At 48.0% G+C, this 17,297-nt stretch carries 14 protein-coding genes and 1 pseudogene; 9 read left to right on the top strand and 6 right to left on the bottom strand.

The window, feature by feature from the left end; translation table 11 throughout:
* The first annotated feature begins 39 nt into the window (after nt 1-39).
* Nucleotides 40-2,247, top strand: coding sequence for a putative porin (locus DXA74_RS11065; protein ID WP_199666156.1), 2,208 nt, complete (start codon nt 40-42; stop codon nt 2,245-2,247).
* 342 nt (nt 2,248-2,589) lie between these two features.
* Here the strand turns inward: DXA74_RS11065 and DXA74_RS11060 are convergent, their stop codons facing one another.
* The gene (locus tag DXA74_RS11060) at nt 2,590-3,522 is read right to left on the bottom strand and encodes a hypothetical protein (protein WP_118527570.1); all 933 of its coding nucleotides are present in this window, start codon (nt 3,520-3,522) and stop codon (nt 2,590-2,592) included.
* 233 nt (nt 3,523-3,755) lie between these two features.
* On the opposite strand from DXA74_RS11060, the gene DXA74_RS11055 reads away from it, so the two are divergent.
* Nucleotides 3,756-4,745 carry a Gfo/Idh/MocA family protein gene (locus DXA74_RS11055; RefSeq protein ID WP_118527568.1) on the top strand — a complete coding sequence of 330 codons (990 nt, stop codon included), beginning with the start codon at nt 3,756-3,758 and terminating at the stop codon, nt 4,743-4,745.
* Nucleotides 4,746-5,888 (top strand): DUF4421 domain-containing protein, encoded by a 1,143-nt coding sequence (locus DXA74_RS11050; RefSeq protein WP_118527566.1) that lies wholly within the window; start codon nt 4,746-4,748, stop codon nt 5,886-5,888.
* A 1-nt stretch (nt 5,889) separates the two neighbouring features.
* Here the strand turns inward: DXA74_RS11050 and DXA74_RS11045 are convergent, their stop codons facing one another.
* Nucleotides 5,890-6,402, bottom strand: coding sequence for a GNAT family N-acetyltransferase (locus DXA74_RS11045; protein WP_118527564.1), 513 nt, complete (start codon nt 6,400-6,402; stop codon nt 5,890-5,892).
* 25 nt (nt 6,403-6,427) lie between these two features.
* Between DXA74_RS11045 and DXA74_RS11040 the strand changes: the two genes are divergently transcribed.
* Nucleotides 6,428-7,048, top strand: a complete 621-nt coding sequence (locus tag DXA74_RS11040; protein ID WP_118527562.1) for a uracil-DNA glycosylase family protein — start codon at nt 6,428-6,430, stop codon at nt 7,046-7,048.
* Nucleotides 7,049-7,080: 32 nt separating this feature from the next.
* Here the strand turns inward: DXA74_RS11040 and DXA74_RS11035 are convergent, their stop codons facing one another.
* The 3 genes from DXA74_RS11035 to DXA74_RS11025 all read right to left on the bottom strand — a co-directional run bounded on the left by DXA74_RS11035 (nt 7,081) and on the right by DXA74_RS11025 (nt 10,838).
* Nucleotides 7,081-7,476, bottom strand: coding sequence for a PaaI family thioesterase (locus DXA74_RS11035; RefSeq protein WP_118527560.1), 396 nt, complete (start codon nt 7,474-7,476; stop codon nt 7,081-7,083).
* A 22-nt stretch (nt 7,477-7,498) separates the two neighbouring features.
* Nucleotides 7,499-10,015, bottom strand: coding sequence for a TonB-dependent receptor (locus DXA74_RS11030; protein WP_118527558.1), 2,517 nt, complete (start codon nt 10,013-10,015; stop codon nt 7,499-7,501).
* A 79-nt stretch (nt 10,016-10,094) separates the two neighbouring features.
* Nucleotides 10,095-10,838 carry a copper homeostasis protein CutC gene (locus DXA74_RS11025; RefSeq protein ID WP_118527556.1) on the bottom strand — a complete coding sequence of 248 codons (744 nt, stop codon included), beginning with the start codon at nt 10,836-10,838 and terminating at the stop codon, nt 10,095-10,097.
* An 810-nt stretch (nt 10,839-11,648) separates the two neighbouring features.
* Between DXA74_RS11025 and DXA74_RS11020 the strand changes: the two genes are divergently transcribed.
* The 4 genes from DXA74_RS11020 (at nt 11,649) to DXA74_RS11000 (ending at nt 16,317) form a co-directional block, all read left to right on the top strand.
* Entirely contained in the window at nt 11,649-12,881 is a 1,233-nt protein-coding gene (locus tag DXA74_RS11020) for a site-specific integrase (protein WP_054856192.1), read from the top strand.
* Nucleotides 12,882-12,898: 17 nt separating this feature from the next.
* Nucleotides 12,899-13,291: a hypothetical protein gene (locus DXA74_RS11015; protein WP_039848164.1), complete on the top strand. Its 393-nt coding sequence runs from the start codon at nt 12,899-12,901 to the stop codon at nt 13,289-13,291.
* A gap of 585 nt (nt 13,292-13,876) precedes the next feature.
* Nucleotides 13,877-15,244: a MobV family relaxase gene (gene mobV, locus DXA74_RS11005; RefSeq protein WP_054858168.1), complete on the top strand. Its 1,368-nt coding sequence runs from the start codon at nt 13,877-13,879 to the stop codon at nt 15,242-15,244.
* Nucleotides 15,245-15,579: 335 nt separating this feature from the next.
* Nucleotides 15,580-16,317, top strand: a complete 738-nt coding sequence (locus tag DXA74_RS11000; RefSeq protein WP_008144975.1) for a DUF1266 domain-containing protein — start codon at nt 15,580-15,582, stop codon at nt 16,315-16,317.
* Between the two features lie 108 nt (nt 16,318-16,425).
* Here the strand turns inward: DXA74_RS11000 and DXA74_RS16460 are convergent, their stop codons facing one another.
* The gene (locus DXA74_RS16460; protein WP_181987188.1) at nt 16,426-16,569 is read right to left on the bottom strand and encodes a hypothetical protein; all 144 of its coding nucleotides are present in this window, start codon (nt 16,567-16,569) and stop codon (nt 16,426-16,428) included.
* 119 nt (nt 16,570-16,688) lie between these two features.
* On the opposite strand from DXA74_RS16460, the pseudogene DXA74_RS10990 reads away from it, so the two are divergent.
* Nucleotides 16,689-17,261: pseudogene (locus DXA74_RS10990) on the top strand (rRNA adenine N-6-methyltransferase family protein); the annotation flags it as partial.
* Nucleotides 17,262-17,297: the final 36 nt, after the last annotated feature.

Here is a 17,297-nt window from a genome sequence, read left to right as displayed (position 1 = left end):
CATGCTCTTTTTTAATTTATTGCTATCTTTGCACCCATTATGAAGCAATATATTCTAGCACTACTAGTCTTATTCCTTATCCCGGCCATCGGACGGGCTCAGATTGACAATTTCAGTCTGCAAAATCAGGAATACAACCAAGAATCCGGAAGAATGGATCAAGGCGGCAGCAACCACTTTTCATGGGGACGCGACACCACCAAAAGCGACAAGCCCATTCCCATCGGACTAAATATGTGGCGGATTGACGAGCGGTTCGGCGATGTCATCCCTACGGAAGCCGACACGGTGATGTACCGCTTCCAGAACTTCAACAATACAGACGGCATGAGCGGTTCCTACAATGTTTTGGGTAACCTGGGCTCTCCGCGCCTGAACAGACTCTTCATGGACCGGAGCGTTTTTTCGGAAACGTTCTTCATGGAACCCTATAGCTATTTCTATACCCACGTAAACGAGTTTATGTTTACCAACACCAAGAGCCCGTTTACCAACCTGTCCTATCACCGCGCCGGCAATACGCAGGACGGTGAAGACCGCGTGCGCGCTTACTTTGCCACGAACATCAACAAGATTTCGGGCATCGGATTCCTGCTGGACTATGCCTACGGACGCGGATTCTACAACAATCAGGCCACTTCGCTCTTCAACGGTTCTCTTTACGGTTACTATCTGGGCGACCGCTATAACATGCATGCCTGGATCAGTTCCAACCACATCAAGATGGGCGAAAACGGCGGTATCGACGATGATGCGTATATTACCAATCCGGAAAGCTTCAGCCAGTCGTTCCGCTCGAAAGATATCCCTACGGTGCTGGCACAGACCTGGAACCGTAATGACGACCAGACTTATTTCCTGACGCACCGTTACAATCTGGGCTTTGACAAGGCCCTGATTTCAGAGGACTCCATTGCCAAACTGACACCTGCCGACAGTACTCTGTTCAAATCTCTGAAAGACAGCGTGCTGCGCGTGCGGATTGCCAATGATTCTCTGCTCCGCCAGCAGGTGCGCGACTCACTGTATCAGCAATACATGGCCGATCTGGCGCTCCCCACACGTTTTGTGCCCGTGACCAGCTTTATCCATACGCTGAAGGTGCGCCACGGCATGCATGGTTACTACAGCTACGAAACTCCTGATTTTTATTATACCAACCATTACTATGGCGACCAGAATCAGGTGAAAGACCTCTTCGATGAACTGTCTGTAAAGAACACTCTGGGCATTGCCCTGCGTGAAGGCTTCAACAAATGGGCCAAGGCTGGACTGACGGCTTTTGCAACCCACGAGCTGCGCACCTTCAAGTTGCCTCTCAGCATGGGGGCCAACGGACTGAACCGACAAAGCTACACGGAAAACAATGTGTCGGTGGGCGGTGTGCTCAGCAAAAAGGAAGGAAAAGTACTTCATTACCAGGCTGTGGGAGATGTTGTCCTGCTGGGTGAGGATGTAGGCCAGTTCAATATCGACGGTACTGCCGATCTGAACTTCCGCCTTTTCAAGGATACCATAACCCTGTCGGCCCACGCCTACATGAAGAATCTGAACCCTTCGTTCTACTACCGCCACTACCAGTCGCAGTTCACATGGTGGAACAACGACCTGAGTTATGAATTTCGCACCCGTCTGGAAGGAACCCTACAATCGAAGAAGTCGGGTACTACCCTGCGCATCGGTGTAGAAAACATCAAGAACTACACCTACTTTGCCATGGAAAAGACTCCATATACGCAGAACTTCGAGATAGCCGGATACAGCCACAACACGGTGGTCAACCAATATACCGGAAACATTCAGGTGTTCAGTGCCATCCTGAACCAGAACTTCCGCTTCGGCATTTTCAACTGGGAAAACGAAATTGCGTATCAGAAGTCCAGCAACGCCACAGCCCTGCCGCTGCCCGACCTGACCCTATACAGCAATCTGTATATCAAATTCAAGATAGCCAAGGTGCTGAATCTGGAATTAGGTGGTGATGTGCGTTATTTCACCAAATACAATGCTCCGGACTATTCTCCGGCCATCGGCCAGTTTGTAAACCAGGACCGCAATTCGTATGTATCCATCGGTAACTACCCGATCTGCAACGTCTATGCCAACCTGCTTCTGAAGCACTTCCGTTTCTATATCATGGGAAGCCACATCAACTCTTCCATGAACGGAAACGCTTTCTGGGCACCGCATTACCCGATCAACCCGATGGTAATCCGGTTCGGACTCTCCTGGAATTTCTATAACTGATGCCTGCACCGTCAAGGCTTTCAGAAACAAAGACGGCTTGTCGGAAACAGCTGTTCCCAACAGCCGAAAAACGTGCTACAGGCGCTCGGAAAGCCTCTCCTTCCGGAGGTTTCCTCATGCGCCTGCTTATCATAGCCAGGCACTGGAAACTGCACGGAGAAAGCCATAAAAAGAATTGAAAAATTCGCCCCTCAATATTTTTGTGAACAAACAAATAAATCATCCTGATGATTTCCGAAAAACATCTCAATCATTTTCAGAAGTCATCAGGATGATTTTATAGAAAAGCCGCTTCCACTCTGACACGCAGAATGGAAGCGGCTTTAAAAATCTTTATCGTCTTTATGCCTGCATCAGGCGCTGTTGCTCCTGCTCATAAAGAGCAATCTCTTCTTTTTTCTTCTCCAGAGAGCCGTACATAAACAGCAGGGAAAAATACATGGTTGTGAAAAGGAACAGACTCAATGCAGATGACAGGAACACAATGAGCAGCTGCATCACATTAAAAGCTGCCGGCAAATCGGTCAAATCACCGCCCAACTCCATAAAGAAAGACTCGGAACGGGCAAAGAGCAACACGAACGAAGGCATGCTGAAAAATACCGCACAAAGCGCACAGAACAGTCCGCTGACAAAGAAGACTGCCGACCAAGCACCCCAACTCTTATAAAGGTCCTTAATGGAGGTGAGGCTGAATTTGCAGGCCTTAGGATCCAGAATGTGAGATACCACAAAAGCGGTGTAAGGAATGAATACGGCCAATATCAGCAACACATCCCAGAACCAGCTCCACCAAGCAAAGCCTACAAAATAATGAAACACTCCGGAAAGTACGGCCACTTTAATCAAGAAGATAAAGTCAAAAGCCAACAGCTTGCCCGAAGGCTCCATGGCGGCCTTTACCAGACGGCCTTTTCCGGTATATTGCAAATGTCCGGTCTGCACATAATTACGCACCAGCACCGTGAGCTGACCGCCAAAGAATGCCGAAGCCAGTGTGGCTACAACGAACAGGAATACCAGCAGAATTCCAAACAGCATCTGCGGGAAATAAGGCAGACTGGAAGGATCGGCAAAAGTAAACACCAGACGGGCGAGCGGACGATACAGAAAACTGCACACAGCCACACAGAGGGCAAACAGCAGAATCGAGGTCCAGGTACTCTTCAGAATGGTCCACAGATTGTCGGCGAAAAGCTTGAATCCTTTTATCAGGCATGACGAATAGCTCCTCACCTTATAAAAACTCAGATCAACATCTTTCTTCTCTTCCATAACTTCATTCGGTTAATACGAGGCAAATATACCCAAAAAATCCGATACAGAAGCAGGAAAGACAAGACGAAAAAAGCAAATGCAAACAAAATTATTCTTATTTCGAAGGTGTTTACATCTGACGGCCATAAAAAAACACGGAAGCTTTCTTTTTTCCAAAATAAAAACTAATTTTGTGTAGAAAGACTAAAGCCTGAAGGGCTATTTTTGATTATCCAAACAAAAAGATACTTATGGACGAAGAAATCATCATCAAATGGGGGTTCATCGGTTGCGGCGAGGTGACCGAAAAGAAAAGCGGACCCGCCTTCAACATCATACCGGGCTCCCGTATCGAAGCGGTCATGAGCCGAAACAAGGAGCGTGCGCGCTCGTATGCCGAACGCCATCACATTAAAAAATGGTATACCGATGCTCAGGAACTGATTGACGATCCGGAAGTAAACGCTATCTACATCGCCACTCCACCCTCCTCACATGCCACCTTCGCCATCATGGCCATGAAGGCGGGCAAACCGGTCTATGTGGAAAAGCCATTGGCTGCCAGCTATCAGGACTGTGCCCGCATCAACCGCATCTCAGAGGAAACGGGAGTGCCTTGTTTCGTGGCCTACTACCGCCGCTATCTGCCTTATTTTCTGAAAGTAAAGGAGCTTCTGGCGCAAAATACCATCGGTAAGGTGTTGAACATACACATCCGCTTTGCCGTGCCTCCACGCGACCTGGACTATAACAGTCAGAATCTGCCGTGGCGCGTGCAGCGCGACATTGCCGGCGGAGGCTATTTCTATGATCTGGCACCGCATCAGCTTGACCTGCTTCAGGAATTTTTCGGCCCGATTCTCAAGGCTCAGGGATATTGCACCAATCGGGGCGGACTTTATACCACCGAAGACACGGTGAGCGGCTGCTTCCAGTTTGCCAACGGCATTCCCGGCTCGGGTTCGTGGTGTTTCGTAGCACATGAATCGGCCAAAACCGACCGCATCGAGATTGTCGGCGATAAAGGACAAATCAGTTTCTCAGTGTTTACTTATGAGCCGATAGCTCTGCATACGGAAGAAGGACGGAAGGAGTTCGTCATCCCCAATCCGGACCATGTGCAGCTACCGCTGATCCAGAACGTGGTGGAGCACCTGCAAAAGAAAAGCATCTGCACCTGCGACAGCATCAGCGCCACTCCGGTAAACTGGGTTATGGATAAAATATTGAACAAATTCTAAATGAAAAGACTACTGCTCGGGTTATCCGCACTTCTGGTCTGTGTCTCCTCTACTATGGCACAAGTATCTCTGCCAGAGGATTCAGTCCGGCTGTCTGACGGCAGTCGGAACAGCGGTATGCCGGTATATCAGGACACACTCCGCCGTCCCAAAGAAAATTTCATCAAGCGCTTTATCCGGGCATTCAACGAAACCGATACCACATACATCCAGCCTAACAAATACAACTGGGCGGTGATGCTCCAGAACACCAATGCCTTTGAAAGTTACACCATAAAAGATACACGGGCTTCGCAAAGCATCACCTTCTCCCCAAAACCGGGCATCAAGATTGGTCCTTATCTGGGCTGGCGCTGGCTTTTCTTTGGATATACCTTTGATGTGAATTCGTTGGGCAAAGGACGCAAATCCACCAAAACGGAATTTGAGTTGAGTCTTTATTCGTCCATGCTGATGTGCGACCTGATTTACCGCCGCACGGGCGATGACTTCAAACTGCGCCGCCTGAGCGGCTTTGACCAGAATGTGGAACAGCTGGAGGGAGAACACTTTAACGGTGTGCGAAGCTACACGGCAGGCATCAATGCCTACTATATCTTCAACCACAAGCGCTTTTCCTATCCGGCAGCGTATGCCCAGAGTACCGTACAGAAGAAAAGCTGCGGCACATGGAAAGCCGGCTTCTCCTTTGATCTGCACGAACTGAATTTTGACTATAAGGAACTGCCCAACAACATTCCGATCAGCAATGACCTGAAATTCAAGCAGACCAAATACTGGAATCTGAGCTTCTCGGCCGGATATGGCTATAACTGGGTTTTCAAGAAGAACTGCCTGTTCAACATCTCGCTCACTCCGGCCATCGGTTATACACATAACTATGGGCATACCACCTTGAATGCGGCAGCAGAAGCCAACGAAGAATTGCTGTTCAAACATTTCAACCGGAATAACTTTCACATCAACTGCACAGGACGTATGGGAGTGGTGTGGAACAACACGAAATACTTTGCCGGCATGTCGCTCATCGTGCATACGTTCAATTTCAAGCACACCAACCTGTTTACAAACAACACATTCGGCACCCTGAACTTCTACGTGGGACTGAATTTCATCAAGCGCAAGGAGTATCGCGACAAGTAGTCTAAAGCCGTTTGCCCAGCACCACGCGCGGATGACCGCCATAGAGTGACACCTCGGCCAGTTCCTCATATCCCAAAGTCCGGATGTTGTTCCGGGAATAGATATTGTCGGGATGAACCGTGCACTGCAGATAGTCAATACCTTGCTTTCTCAGTTCGGGTTCTGCTCCCTGCATCAGCCGCTGCTGCAAACGATGCCCCCGGAAATCCGGACTTACAGCCACGATGTCCATATAGGCCACCGGAAGCATGGAATCGGGCAACCAGGCATCCAGATAGCGGTCGGTTACAGGCAACACAACAATCAGAACGGCAGCCAGACGCTCTCCGCAAAAAGCCCCCCAAAGCAGTGTATGCTCATCACGGCATACGGTATCGAGATAACCGTCCTCGTCCACAGCAAACCAGGATTTGTCAGACACCTGCTGCCAGACTTCCTGCACGAGACGGATAATCTGCGGCGCCTCTTCCCGGGAGCACCGGCGAATCTTTATTTCATCTTTTTCCATATTCATAAATCAGTAACTTAATCATTCTTTTATGACCGATACGCAGAAAAAAATCATCCTGCCGGAGGTAGAAGAACATCCTCTGGAACCTTTCCTCCCGGCTCACGCGCAACTGCTGATGCTGGGCAGCTTCCCGCCTCAGAAAAAACGCTGGTGCATGGAATTTTATTACCCGAACTGGATCAATGACATGTGGCGAATCATGGGACATATCTTCTACGGCGACCGGAATGAGTTTGTCAAAACCGAAGAAAAGACCTTTGACAAGGAGAAAATCATCCGCTTCCTGCTGCAGCGCGGCATCGCACTCTATGACACGGCCTGCGCCGTGCGCCGCCTGAAGGACAATGCATCGGACAAATTTCTGGAGGTGGTACAACCCACGGATCTGGACCTTCTGTTGCGACAGATACCGGAATGCCATACGATTGTGACTACCGGTGAAAAAGCCACCGAAACGATCTGCAACTATTTCGGGCAAACGCAGATGCCAGCTGTGGGGCAATACATCAGTTTCACGCACCGCGACCGGCCACTCCGCCTCTACCGGATGCCCTCAAGCTCAAGAGCCTATCCCATGAAACTGGAACAAAAAGCCATCTGTTATCGTGACATGATGATTCAAACGGGACTTCTCCGGGAAACTGAATAAGGTTTCCCCGGAAAAGTCCCGTTCCTTTATTCTCAAAACAGATTCTCCTTTTTGCGATAGCCCGAACTGGTGAGCACGGCTACCAGCTTGCCTTCTTCGTCGGTAATCCGCACCTCGATGAAAGGCACCCGGGCATGCGAAAAGACCTCTTCGGCCTCAGCGTACACCCATCCGCGGGCCACAGCACTCAGAAAAGTAATCTGTGCATTCAGCGACAGGGTGAGTTGCCGGCGGCTGTTCGCCACAGCGGCAAAGGCCAGATCGGCCAACGTAAACAGGGCACCACCCTGACATACACCTCCGGCATTCAGATGCTTTTCAATAACCTGCATGCGGGCTTTGGCATATCCCTCACGCACTTCAATCAATTCCACTCCTGCCTCGGCTGCAAATCGGTCGTGGAGGAGAATTTCTTTCAGTTTCTCCATAATCTGTTCTTGTTTTAATCATTTAGAAGCGGCAACGCACATCCACACCGATCTGCATCGGGCGTCCCTGCTGCTCAAATCCGCGACTCATCGTCTCGAAATAGATGGTCTGGTACTTGGTATTCAGGGCATTGTTGATCCACAGACCAATCTGTCCGTTACCTTTGTTCAGACTGATGCGTCCGTTCAAGGTTCCGTAAACTGACTGGCTCACGTTGTTCTGCTCGGTCCAGTAGATGCGTCCAGCACCACGGTAATTGGCATTCACGGTAATATTGTCCAGCCAGTTGCAGTGCTTCAGGGCAAACACATACTGTGCTCCGGCTCCAAAGGTATGCATCGGCACGAAAGGAACATATTTTCCGTTGTAGCTCACCTCATTTCCGCTCTTGTCATTGGTCACATAGTCGGTAAAGGTAGCGTGCGTATATCCGTAGTTTCCATTCAGTGTAAAGGCATCGGTAATGCGTGCCACAACAGCAGCCTCAGCACCCACACTGCGGCTCTTACCGGCATTCACCGTAGTACGTCCCAGTCCGCTCTGCGCAAAACGGGAAATCTGCTGGTTGCGGGTATCCATGTAATAGGCGGCTACATCAGCCTGCACCTTGCCGTTGAACAAGGTTGTATGTGCACCCACCTCATAGTTCCAGGAATATTCCGGTTTATACAAGGTAGCCTTCTGCACATCTGTTTCTACCGACTGCGACAAGCGGTTCAGAATGCCGGCCACCTGCTGCTTCACCTCATCCGATACCATCGGTGCCTTATCCAGTGCCTTGATTGTCACATCGGCCACATCCTTCATGTTCATGCTCTGCATGTCGCCCTGTAAGATATCCGAAAACATCTGAATGTTATAACCTCCCGAACGGTATCCCTTGGAAACAGTGGCATAGATATTATTCTGACTGTTGAAATCATATTTCAAGGCCACCTTCGGCAACCACTGCAAATAACCGTGATTCAACTCGCCCTGATAATAGATGCTTTTCTCAAAAGTCTGCGCCGGTACCATCGTAATTTCTTTGTTGCCCGGAGTCAGTTTTCCGGAGAGCGCATAAGTATGCGTATATCCACAACCGGTATTGTAGTTCAGGTTCAAATGCTCGTAATCTAAGCGCATACCCACCGTGAGCGAAAGTCCTTTGGCTCCGAACAGGTCGTTAAAGGTGGACTGATGGAACACGGCTCCGTTCCAGACCGGAGTGCTGAACTTGCCCTCTATCGGCAGAGTCTGTCCATTGATGATATCACTGAACACAAAGTTCATGGTCATCGGTCCCATGCTGATTGGCGGCATATATTTGTTGGCCATACCGTTTACCATACCGTTCAGCCATGCCAGTCCGTCCTCGCGGAAAGTCACCGGTGCTTCGGTATCGAGCCACTGGTAAAATCCGCTCACTCCGGTAGTCCACTGCCAGCGATGACCGGGCTTGGATTTGAATACCAATTCCTCACTGATAGTCTTGGAGTTCTGCTTCTGAATCATGGTGTAGATGTCCTGCTCCGTGAAATCCTGGTCCAGATCCATCTGGTCTTTCAGATACTGAAATCCTGTCACACTGCTGAGGATGAAATTATCAGCCTGATGCTCCAGGTTCAATCCACCATTCAACAGGTTACGTTTGTATCCGCTTTCGTGGTTGTAGGCGATCTTGCCGATATAGTCCTTACGGTCCTCTTCCCCACTCACCAGTCCGGTGTACGCATAAGGATAACCGCCCTGATCGGTAAACTCATAATTCAAGGTGAAGTCCAGCTTCAGATTCTCCTTCGGCAGATAGATGGCACGGAAACGACCTCCGAACTCATCCCCCTTGTCGATCTTGCTGTTATTGCGCGCTATATTCTCGAAGGAACCGCCCTTATGCTCATAGAACAGATTGGCCGAAAAGGCAAACTGATCGGAAATGCGATGATAGTGGCTCACAGAAGCCTTATAATTATTATAGGTAGCAGCACTCAAAGTGAGGTCTGTACCCTGATAGGTGAACGGCGACTTGGTATAGATACGGATCAGTCCACCCATCGTGTTGCGTCCGTAAAGTGTTCCCTGCGGTCCGCGCAACACATCCACCCGCTCAATATCCGAGTAGTTGAAATCGAACGCCGACTTGTCAATGAAAGGAATGTTGTCCACATACAATCCTACCGCCGGTGTGTTGATACGCGAACCGATACCACGCACATAAACCGAGGTGGTCAGTTTGGAGCCGTAATCCGGAATAAACAGATTAGGCACCAGTCCGGTAAGTGCTTTCACCGAGTTCACGCCGTTGTTCCGCATATCCTGCTGTGAAAGCGAGGTAGACGAAAGCGACTGTTGTCTTAATCGGTTGTTCTCTTTCGGGGTGGCGATAATCACCAGTTCTTCGATATCCATCAGTTTGGCTGTATCTGCCACAGCCGCTACCGGAGCTGTTGTTTCTGAAACTGGTATCGCCTCTGTATGGGAAGCAGCTGCCAAAGAACCGGCAGCAAGAGTTGCAGCAAAGGTGCAAAATGGTCTTAATGTCTTATGTCCTTTCTTCATTGATTTGTTTCGTTCTTGTTTTTCTGAGTGCAAAGTAACAGAAAAAACAAAAGCACGGCAATCCTAATTTATTAGGATATTATCGGGTTAATGCGGCAATAGTACGACGCACACGGGCTGCCGTAGTCACCTCACGAAGATATTCGTCCTGCCCTTTTCCACCCATAGACAAAGCCGGATTGCGAACCTGCATCAGGCTTTCCAAAGGCTCTCGTGCCGAAAAGTGAAACTCACAGGCTCCGGTTCGTCGCGCCAGTTCCTGAATATTCTGTTCATTCACACCGCAACCGGGCATCACCACAATCCGATCTTCAGCCTGCTGCACCAGTTCGCGCAACAAGTCCGCTCCCTGCAAAGCAGTAGGTTGTTGTCCGGAAGTCAGCACACGGTCTACTCCCAAAGCTATCAGCTCCTCCAAAGCCTTCTGTGGATGGACCACATAATCAAAGGCACGGTGAAAAGTGACCGATAATCCTTCGGCTGCCGACATCAGTCGCTCCATAGCCTTACGGTCTATAGCGCCATCAGCTGTAAGACATCCAAACACCACTCCATCGGCTCCTGCCTCACGTGCCCTACGGATATCTTCTTCCATGATTTCCAGCTCTAAAGGAGAATACAGAAAATCTCCGCCGCGAGGACGGATAATGACATGCAGACGAAGGTCCGTATAACGGCGCGCCATCCGGATTTCCCCGTAAGAAGGCGTCGTTCCTCCTTCAGGCATTCCGGCACACAGCTCTACCCGTTGCGCTCCGCCTTCCTGCGCCGCAATACAACTCTCTACTGAATTGGCACACACTTCAAAGGTATATTCCATCATATTCTCGTTATTCTATAAAGGACGATACACGTCGTTTTTTACGCAATACTTTCTATAAATATAATCTGAAGTCCAAAGTTACAAGATTAAAATGAAATTTCGGAAAGAATTATTCTATCAAAAGCTGAAATCAGTCCATAATCCAATCAAAAACGATAGTATTTCACCGGGTGTTTCAAATCTGACTTAAGAGTGAGATAAAATGTTAATAGACAATTTTTATTTCATATAAAAAACATTAATTTTTTAATATACTCAAATGAGAAAATAGACTCTTTTAAAGTTACGGTTGAGATGTTTAATCCTATTAGTAGTATTGACTATGGATTATATCTCCCCAATATAGTATAGTTAAGTCTTATAGTTGATATTGCCACACATAAGTTTGGACGTCCGATAGTCATTCACAACCAGTCACACATTTCTCGTCATATATCGATTGATCTTGACCATTACACTACATTTGAAATGGATTACGCATCTCTGAAGTAGCGTACTAAGGATATTATCCCCGACAACAGTATCCATTTTGCAAATGCATAAAATAAACACATAGCGAAAAAGTAAATTTGGGCAGAGCGTAGCGAATTAGCTGATAGAGCGTTCGTTACGCTTTGTTTTTCTATGGGACAGAGCCAACGAAATACCACCTCGAAGCCAAACGGTGCAGAAGTTCAGTTACCACCTCGTTACTCCCGTAACGGGTGCAGATTTCTTGCTAAACGGTTCTGTTTCTGCGTTTTGCATCGATTTACATAGCTGTCGGTAACTCACTAATAACTAATTTTGTAACCAAAAAAGGAGTGAGTTATGCGTAGTACATTCAAGGTATTATTTTACGTGAAGAAAGGCAGCGAGAAGCCGAACGGCAACCTGCCTCTGATGTGCCGTATCACGGTGGACGGCGAGATTAAACAGTTCAGTTGCAAAATGGATGTTCCCCCACGGTTGTGGGACGTGAAGAACAGCCGTGCTTCGGGCAAGAGCGTCGAAGCACAGAGAATCAACCTTGCGGTAGATAAAATCCGTGTGGAGGTAAACCGCCGCTATCAAGAACTGATGCAGACGGACGGTTATGTAACCGCCGCCAAACTCAAAGACGCCTATCTCGGTATCGGCGTCAAGCAGGAAACTTTGCTGAAGCTGTTTGAGCAGCACAACGCCGAGTTTGAGAAGAAAGTCGGACACAGCAGGGCGCAAGGTACATTTACCCGTTACCGGACGGTCTGTAACCATATTCGGGAGTTCCTGCCCCACAGCTACAAGCGTGAGGATATTCCGTTAAAGGAACTCAACCTCACATTCATCAACGATTTCGAGTATTTTTTGCGCACGGAGAAGAAATGCCGTACCAATACCGTGTGGGGCTACATGATTGTGTTGAAACACATCGTTTCCATTGCGAGGAACGACGGACGTTTGCCCTTTAATCCCTTTGCCGGATATATCAACTCTCCCGAAAGCGTGGACAGGGGCTACCTCACCCGAACGGAGATACAGACGCTCATGGACGCACCGATGAAGAACGCCACCCACGAGCTTGTACGGGACTTGTTCGTCTTTTCCGTGTTCACGGGTCTGGCGTATTCGGACGTGAAGAACCTCACCGCCGACCGCCTGCAAACCTTCTTCGACGGCAATCTTTGGATAATCACCCGAAGAAAGAAAACCAACACCGAATCGAACATCCGCCTTTTGGATGTTCCCAAGCGTATCATCGAGAAGTACAAGGGACTGGCTCGGGACGGTCATGTTTTCCCCGTTCCGAGTAACGGAAGCTGCAACAAGATACTCAAAGAGATAGGCAGGCAATGTGGCTTCAAGGTACGTTTGACCTATCATGTCGCAAGACACACGAACGCCACGACCGTGCTTTTGTCGCACGGCGTACCCATCGAAACCGTAAGCCGCCTTTTGGGACACACGAACATAAAAACCACCCAAATTTACGCCAAAATCACCGCCCAGAAGATAAGCCAAGACATGGAAACCTTGTCGCACAAGTTGGAGGACATGGAGAAGAATATCTGCCGAGCCATCTAATTAAAAGCAGAATACCGATGAAAGAAGAAAGGAACATTATCACGATGGACGAGCGGGGCAATATCTCCCTGCCGAGCGATATAGGTGCAACCGCCATGACCGAGTGGGAAATCTGCGAACTGTTCGGGGTTATCGCCCCGACGGTTCGGGCAGGGATAAAGGCACTCTGCAAAAGCGGAGTTTTGAGTATATATGACATAAAGCGCATTATCCGCATATCGGACAGATACAGCGCGGAGGTTTACAACCTCGAAACGATAGCCGCCCTCGCTTTCCGTGTCGAATCGTTCGGGGCGGCGAAAGTCCGCAAGGCATTGCTGGAAAGGATTATGCACGTGCGAAAAGAAAAAACGACGGTGTTCGTGTCGGTTGTTTCGGACGGCAAGCCCAACAGCCGTTGGAAAGCGTGATGATATACCAACATAGCAACATGCAAACGTACCAGCATGCCAACATGCCAACATGCAAACCTATCACTATGGTGATATATATTGCAGGGTCTATTTCTCTTTTCAGAAGAAAGCGGAGCAATCATTTCCGTTTACAAAGGCAAAGCAAGCACGGGGCTTTCCGTCGGCTAAAAGGTCGGGCGGCTGCGCCGTTTCCCGATAAATCTTCCTCTCGCTTCGCTGCGAGTGTATTTATCGGGAAAACCTTGTATCCGACCGCCCCATGCAAAAGAGCCTTTGAAAACGAAAACGACCGCCCCGCCACCCACCGACCGAAAGGGGAAAAATAAGGTGGGGTTATATGGGTAAGCAGACGGCAGGGACAGCCATAGCCGAAAGGCAGGCAGACGGCACGCCGCAGGGTATTTACGGAGAAAATACCGTAGCTTATTAGGGAATTTTCCGAGCCGCAATACTACGTATCGCTGAAAATTCCCCAATAAGGCAAGGGGCAAGCCCCTCTGCACACCCCATCGGGGACGGCATTTCGCCGCCCTCAAAGATAGTCAGATTTATTGTTTCACAAGCCAGAAAAGAAAGGAATATATGGGTTTCGTAGTTTTACACATGGAAAAGGCGCACGGCAGCGACAGCGGAACGACCGCACATATCGAGCGTTTCATCATACCGAAGAACGCCGACCCCACACGCACGCACCTAAACCGCAGGCTCATCGAATACCCCAACGGGGTGAAAGACCGTTCGGCGGCTATACAGCAGAGATTAGAAGAAGCTGGGCTGACACGCAAAATCGGAAGCAACCAAGTACGGGCTATCCGCATCAACGTATCGGGAACGCACGAGGACATGAAGCGGATAGAGGAAGAGGGGCGTTTGGACGAGTGGTGCGCCGACAATCTGAAATACTTCGCCGACACGTTCGGAAAGGAGAACATCGTGGCGGCTCACTTGCACAGGGACGAGGAAACGCCGCACATACACGTCACACTCGTCCCCATCGTCAAGGGAGAGCGAAAGCGCAGGAAACGGGAGGAGCAGACGAAGAAGCGATACCGCAAGAAGCCGACCGACACCGTGAGACTGTGCGCAGACGATATTATGACACGGCTGAAATTGAAGTCCTACCAAGATACCTATGCCGAAGCGATGGCGAAATACGGGCTGCAAAGGGGCATAGACGGCTCGAAAGCTCGCCACAAGTCCACGCAGCAGTATTATCGGGATATACAGAAACTCGCCGACAGTCTGAAAGCGGAGGTGGTGGATTTGCAGCAGCAGAAAGAAACGGCGCAGGAGGAATTAAGGCAGGCGAAAAAAGAGATACAGACCGAGAAGCTGAAAGGGGCGGCAACTGCTGCAGCCGCCAACATTGCCGAGAGTGTCGGTTCTCTTTTTGGCAGTAACAAGGTCAAGACGTTGGAAAGGGAGAACACCGCCCTGCATAGGGAGGTAGCCGACCACGAGGAAACCATCGAAGCCCTGCAAGACAGAATACAGACCATGCAGGCAGACCACAGCCGGGAGATACGGGAAATGCAGCAAAAGCACGGCAGGGAGATAGCGGACAAGGACACAAGGCACAAGCAGGAAATATCGTTTCTGAAAACGGTAATCGCAAAGGCGGCGGCATGGTTTCCCTACCTGCGTGAAATGCTCCGTATCGAAAACCTGTGCCGCCTTGTGGGATTCGATGAAAGGCAGACCGCAACGCTCGTCAAGGGAAAGACGTTGGAGTATGCGGGGGAACTCTACTCGGAGGAACACGGACGGAAATTCACGACCGAAAAGGCTGGGTTTCAAGTGCTGAAAGACCCCACGGACGGGACGAGGTTGGTTCTTGCCATTGACCGAAAGCCCATTGCCGAGTGGTTCAAGGAACAGTTCGAGAAGTTAAGGCAGAACATACGGCAACCTATACAGCAGCAAAGGAAAAGCAGGGGTATGAAACTGTAAAGCTCCAATTTTATACAGCGAGCAAATAAATCTATTGCAACATAAGTGATTATCACAACTTTTCACTACCTTTGTGGTTGGATTAGGGAAACTCCGTCCAAGACATATTAGAAAAGAAAGAAGCGTTATGCTTATCTTGTTGTTGAAAACGTAGGAAATTTTCAAAATGAGCAAGGATGGCATAGTGGTTCTCACGCTATAGCGTGGGCTGCTATTACTACATCTGCTCATTAGGTTTTTCCTACGACCTTCAACAAAGACGTGGCATTGCAGTTCCACGCTTCGTGGTTTAATAATAAAAGGTCTTAAGGAGCTGGAAAGACAAACATAGTACTATGGACATGACATCTCTTTGGGGAAGACTTGCAAAATTGCAGAGTTTCTTTCAGGATGGTTTGAATGTGGATGAAAATTCACATTTGCCAGAAGCGGATTTACGCAAGATAAGTCTTGGCAATCTGTATGTATATCAACAACAAGGTGTATTGAACACATTCGAAACTGGCGTAACTCCCTCTGTTCGTAAAGTTATTTTAGGTGAATACTTTGGTATAACGGATAGGGATAGTGCCATCGAAACTTTGAATTGGTTGTCGCAAGCTCCCTCGCAAACAATGTTTCACTATGCTTATACGGCTTTTCTTCAAGGAGGGGGTAATATAAGCAGGAAGTGGCTTAATGAAAATGAAGAATTGAAAGAACACACCGATTTCCGAAATGACTGTTTGGAAAAGTTGGAAACGATGGAGGAAAAATATCCGGACATTGAACAAGCTGGAATTGTCGTATCCAAAGAAGAAATGGGCAAACTCGGAGTACTTGCGTGGGATGCAGGAAGATTAAACTTTATCAGCAGACTTTGCCTTGAGCAAGAGTACATTGTAAAAGAAGAATGTATGCAGTGTATCAATGCCGCTTACGAGATGACCAAAGAAGTTTATACCAATTGGAAAGACTATGCTTATAGTTATGTTCTTGGTCGTACTTTGTCGATGGGAACTACCAACATGATTGGATTGGCAGAAGATTTACTGACAGATACCAAAAGCCCTTGGACTTATATAAAATGGTGATACTTTATTAAAAAATATTTATTAACTCTACATTTTTTTTGAATTATGAAAACGTTTAATTATGCTCCAGCCTCTCCTATCAAGGATAACATTACAATGTTGGCTGTATCAGTCGGTATGGTTGTCGTGCCGCTCGTTTATCCATTCGGTATAAGAATAGGCAGTACCCGAATACTTGGCCCTACGAGTACTGCCATTGTTTTTATAATCGGAGGACTCGTTCTCTTGGTAATAACATTGAACAAGGTTCATCTTGCCCGTGCTTTGGCGGCGAACGGAGGAAAAATCGTTGTCGATGCAGATAGTGTAACCTATCCTATAATAAAGAAAGGGGAGAAAACCGACAAGTATTAACCTGTAAGAAGTAATTAATGACAAAAAAGAAATTGCCCGTTCGTTTCACGGGTCAGCACTTTACCATTGATAAAGTGCTAATAGAAGATGCAATAAAACAAGCAAATATAAATAGTCAGGATACGGTTTTGGATATTGGGGCAGGCAAGGGATTTCTCACTGTCCATTTATTAAAAATCGCCAACATTGTCGTAGCTATTGAAAACGACACAGCTTTGGTTGAATATTTACGAAAATTATTTTCTGATGCCCGCAATGTTCAAATTGTCGGTTGTGATTTTAGGAATTTTGCAGTTCCCAAGTTTCCTTTCAAGGTGGTGTCAAACATTCCTTATGGAATTACTTCCGATATATTCAAAATTCTGATGTTTGAGAGTGTTGAAAATTTTCTCGGAGGTTCCATTGTCCTTCAGTTAGAACCTGCTCAAAAGTTGTTTTCGAGTAAGCTCTATAATCCATATACTGTTTTCTATCATACTTTTTTTGATTTGAAACTTGTCTATGAGGTAAGTCCTGAAAGTTTCTTGCCACCACCAACTGTCAAATCAACTCTGTTACGCATTAAAAGAAATCAGTCTTCTTTTGATTTTCCTTAATTCCGCAACACTATTATAAAATATTTTTTT

It is taken from the genome of Bacteroides sp. OF04-15BH (genome assembly GCF_003477995.1).
Taxonomy (GTDB): domain Bacteria; phylum Bacteroidota; class Bacteroidia; order Bacteroidales; family Bacteroidaceae; genus Paraprevotella.
This window is presented reverse-complemented; position numbering and strand designations above follow the sequence as displayed.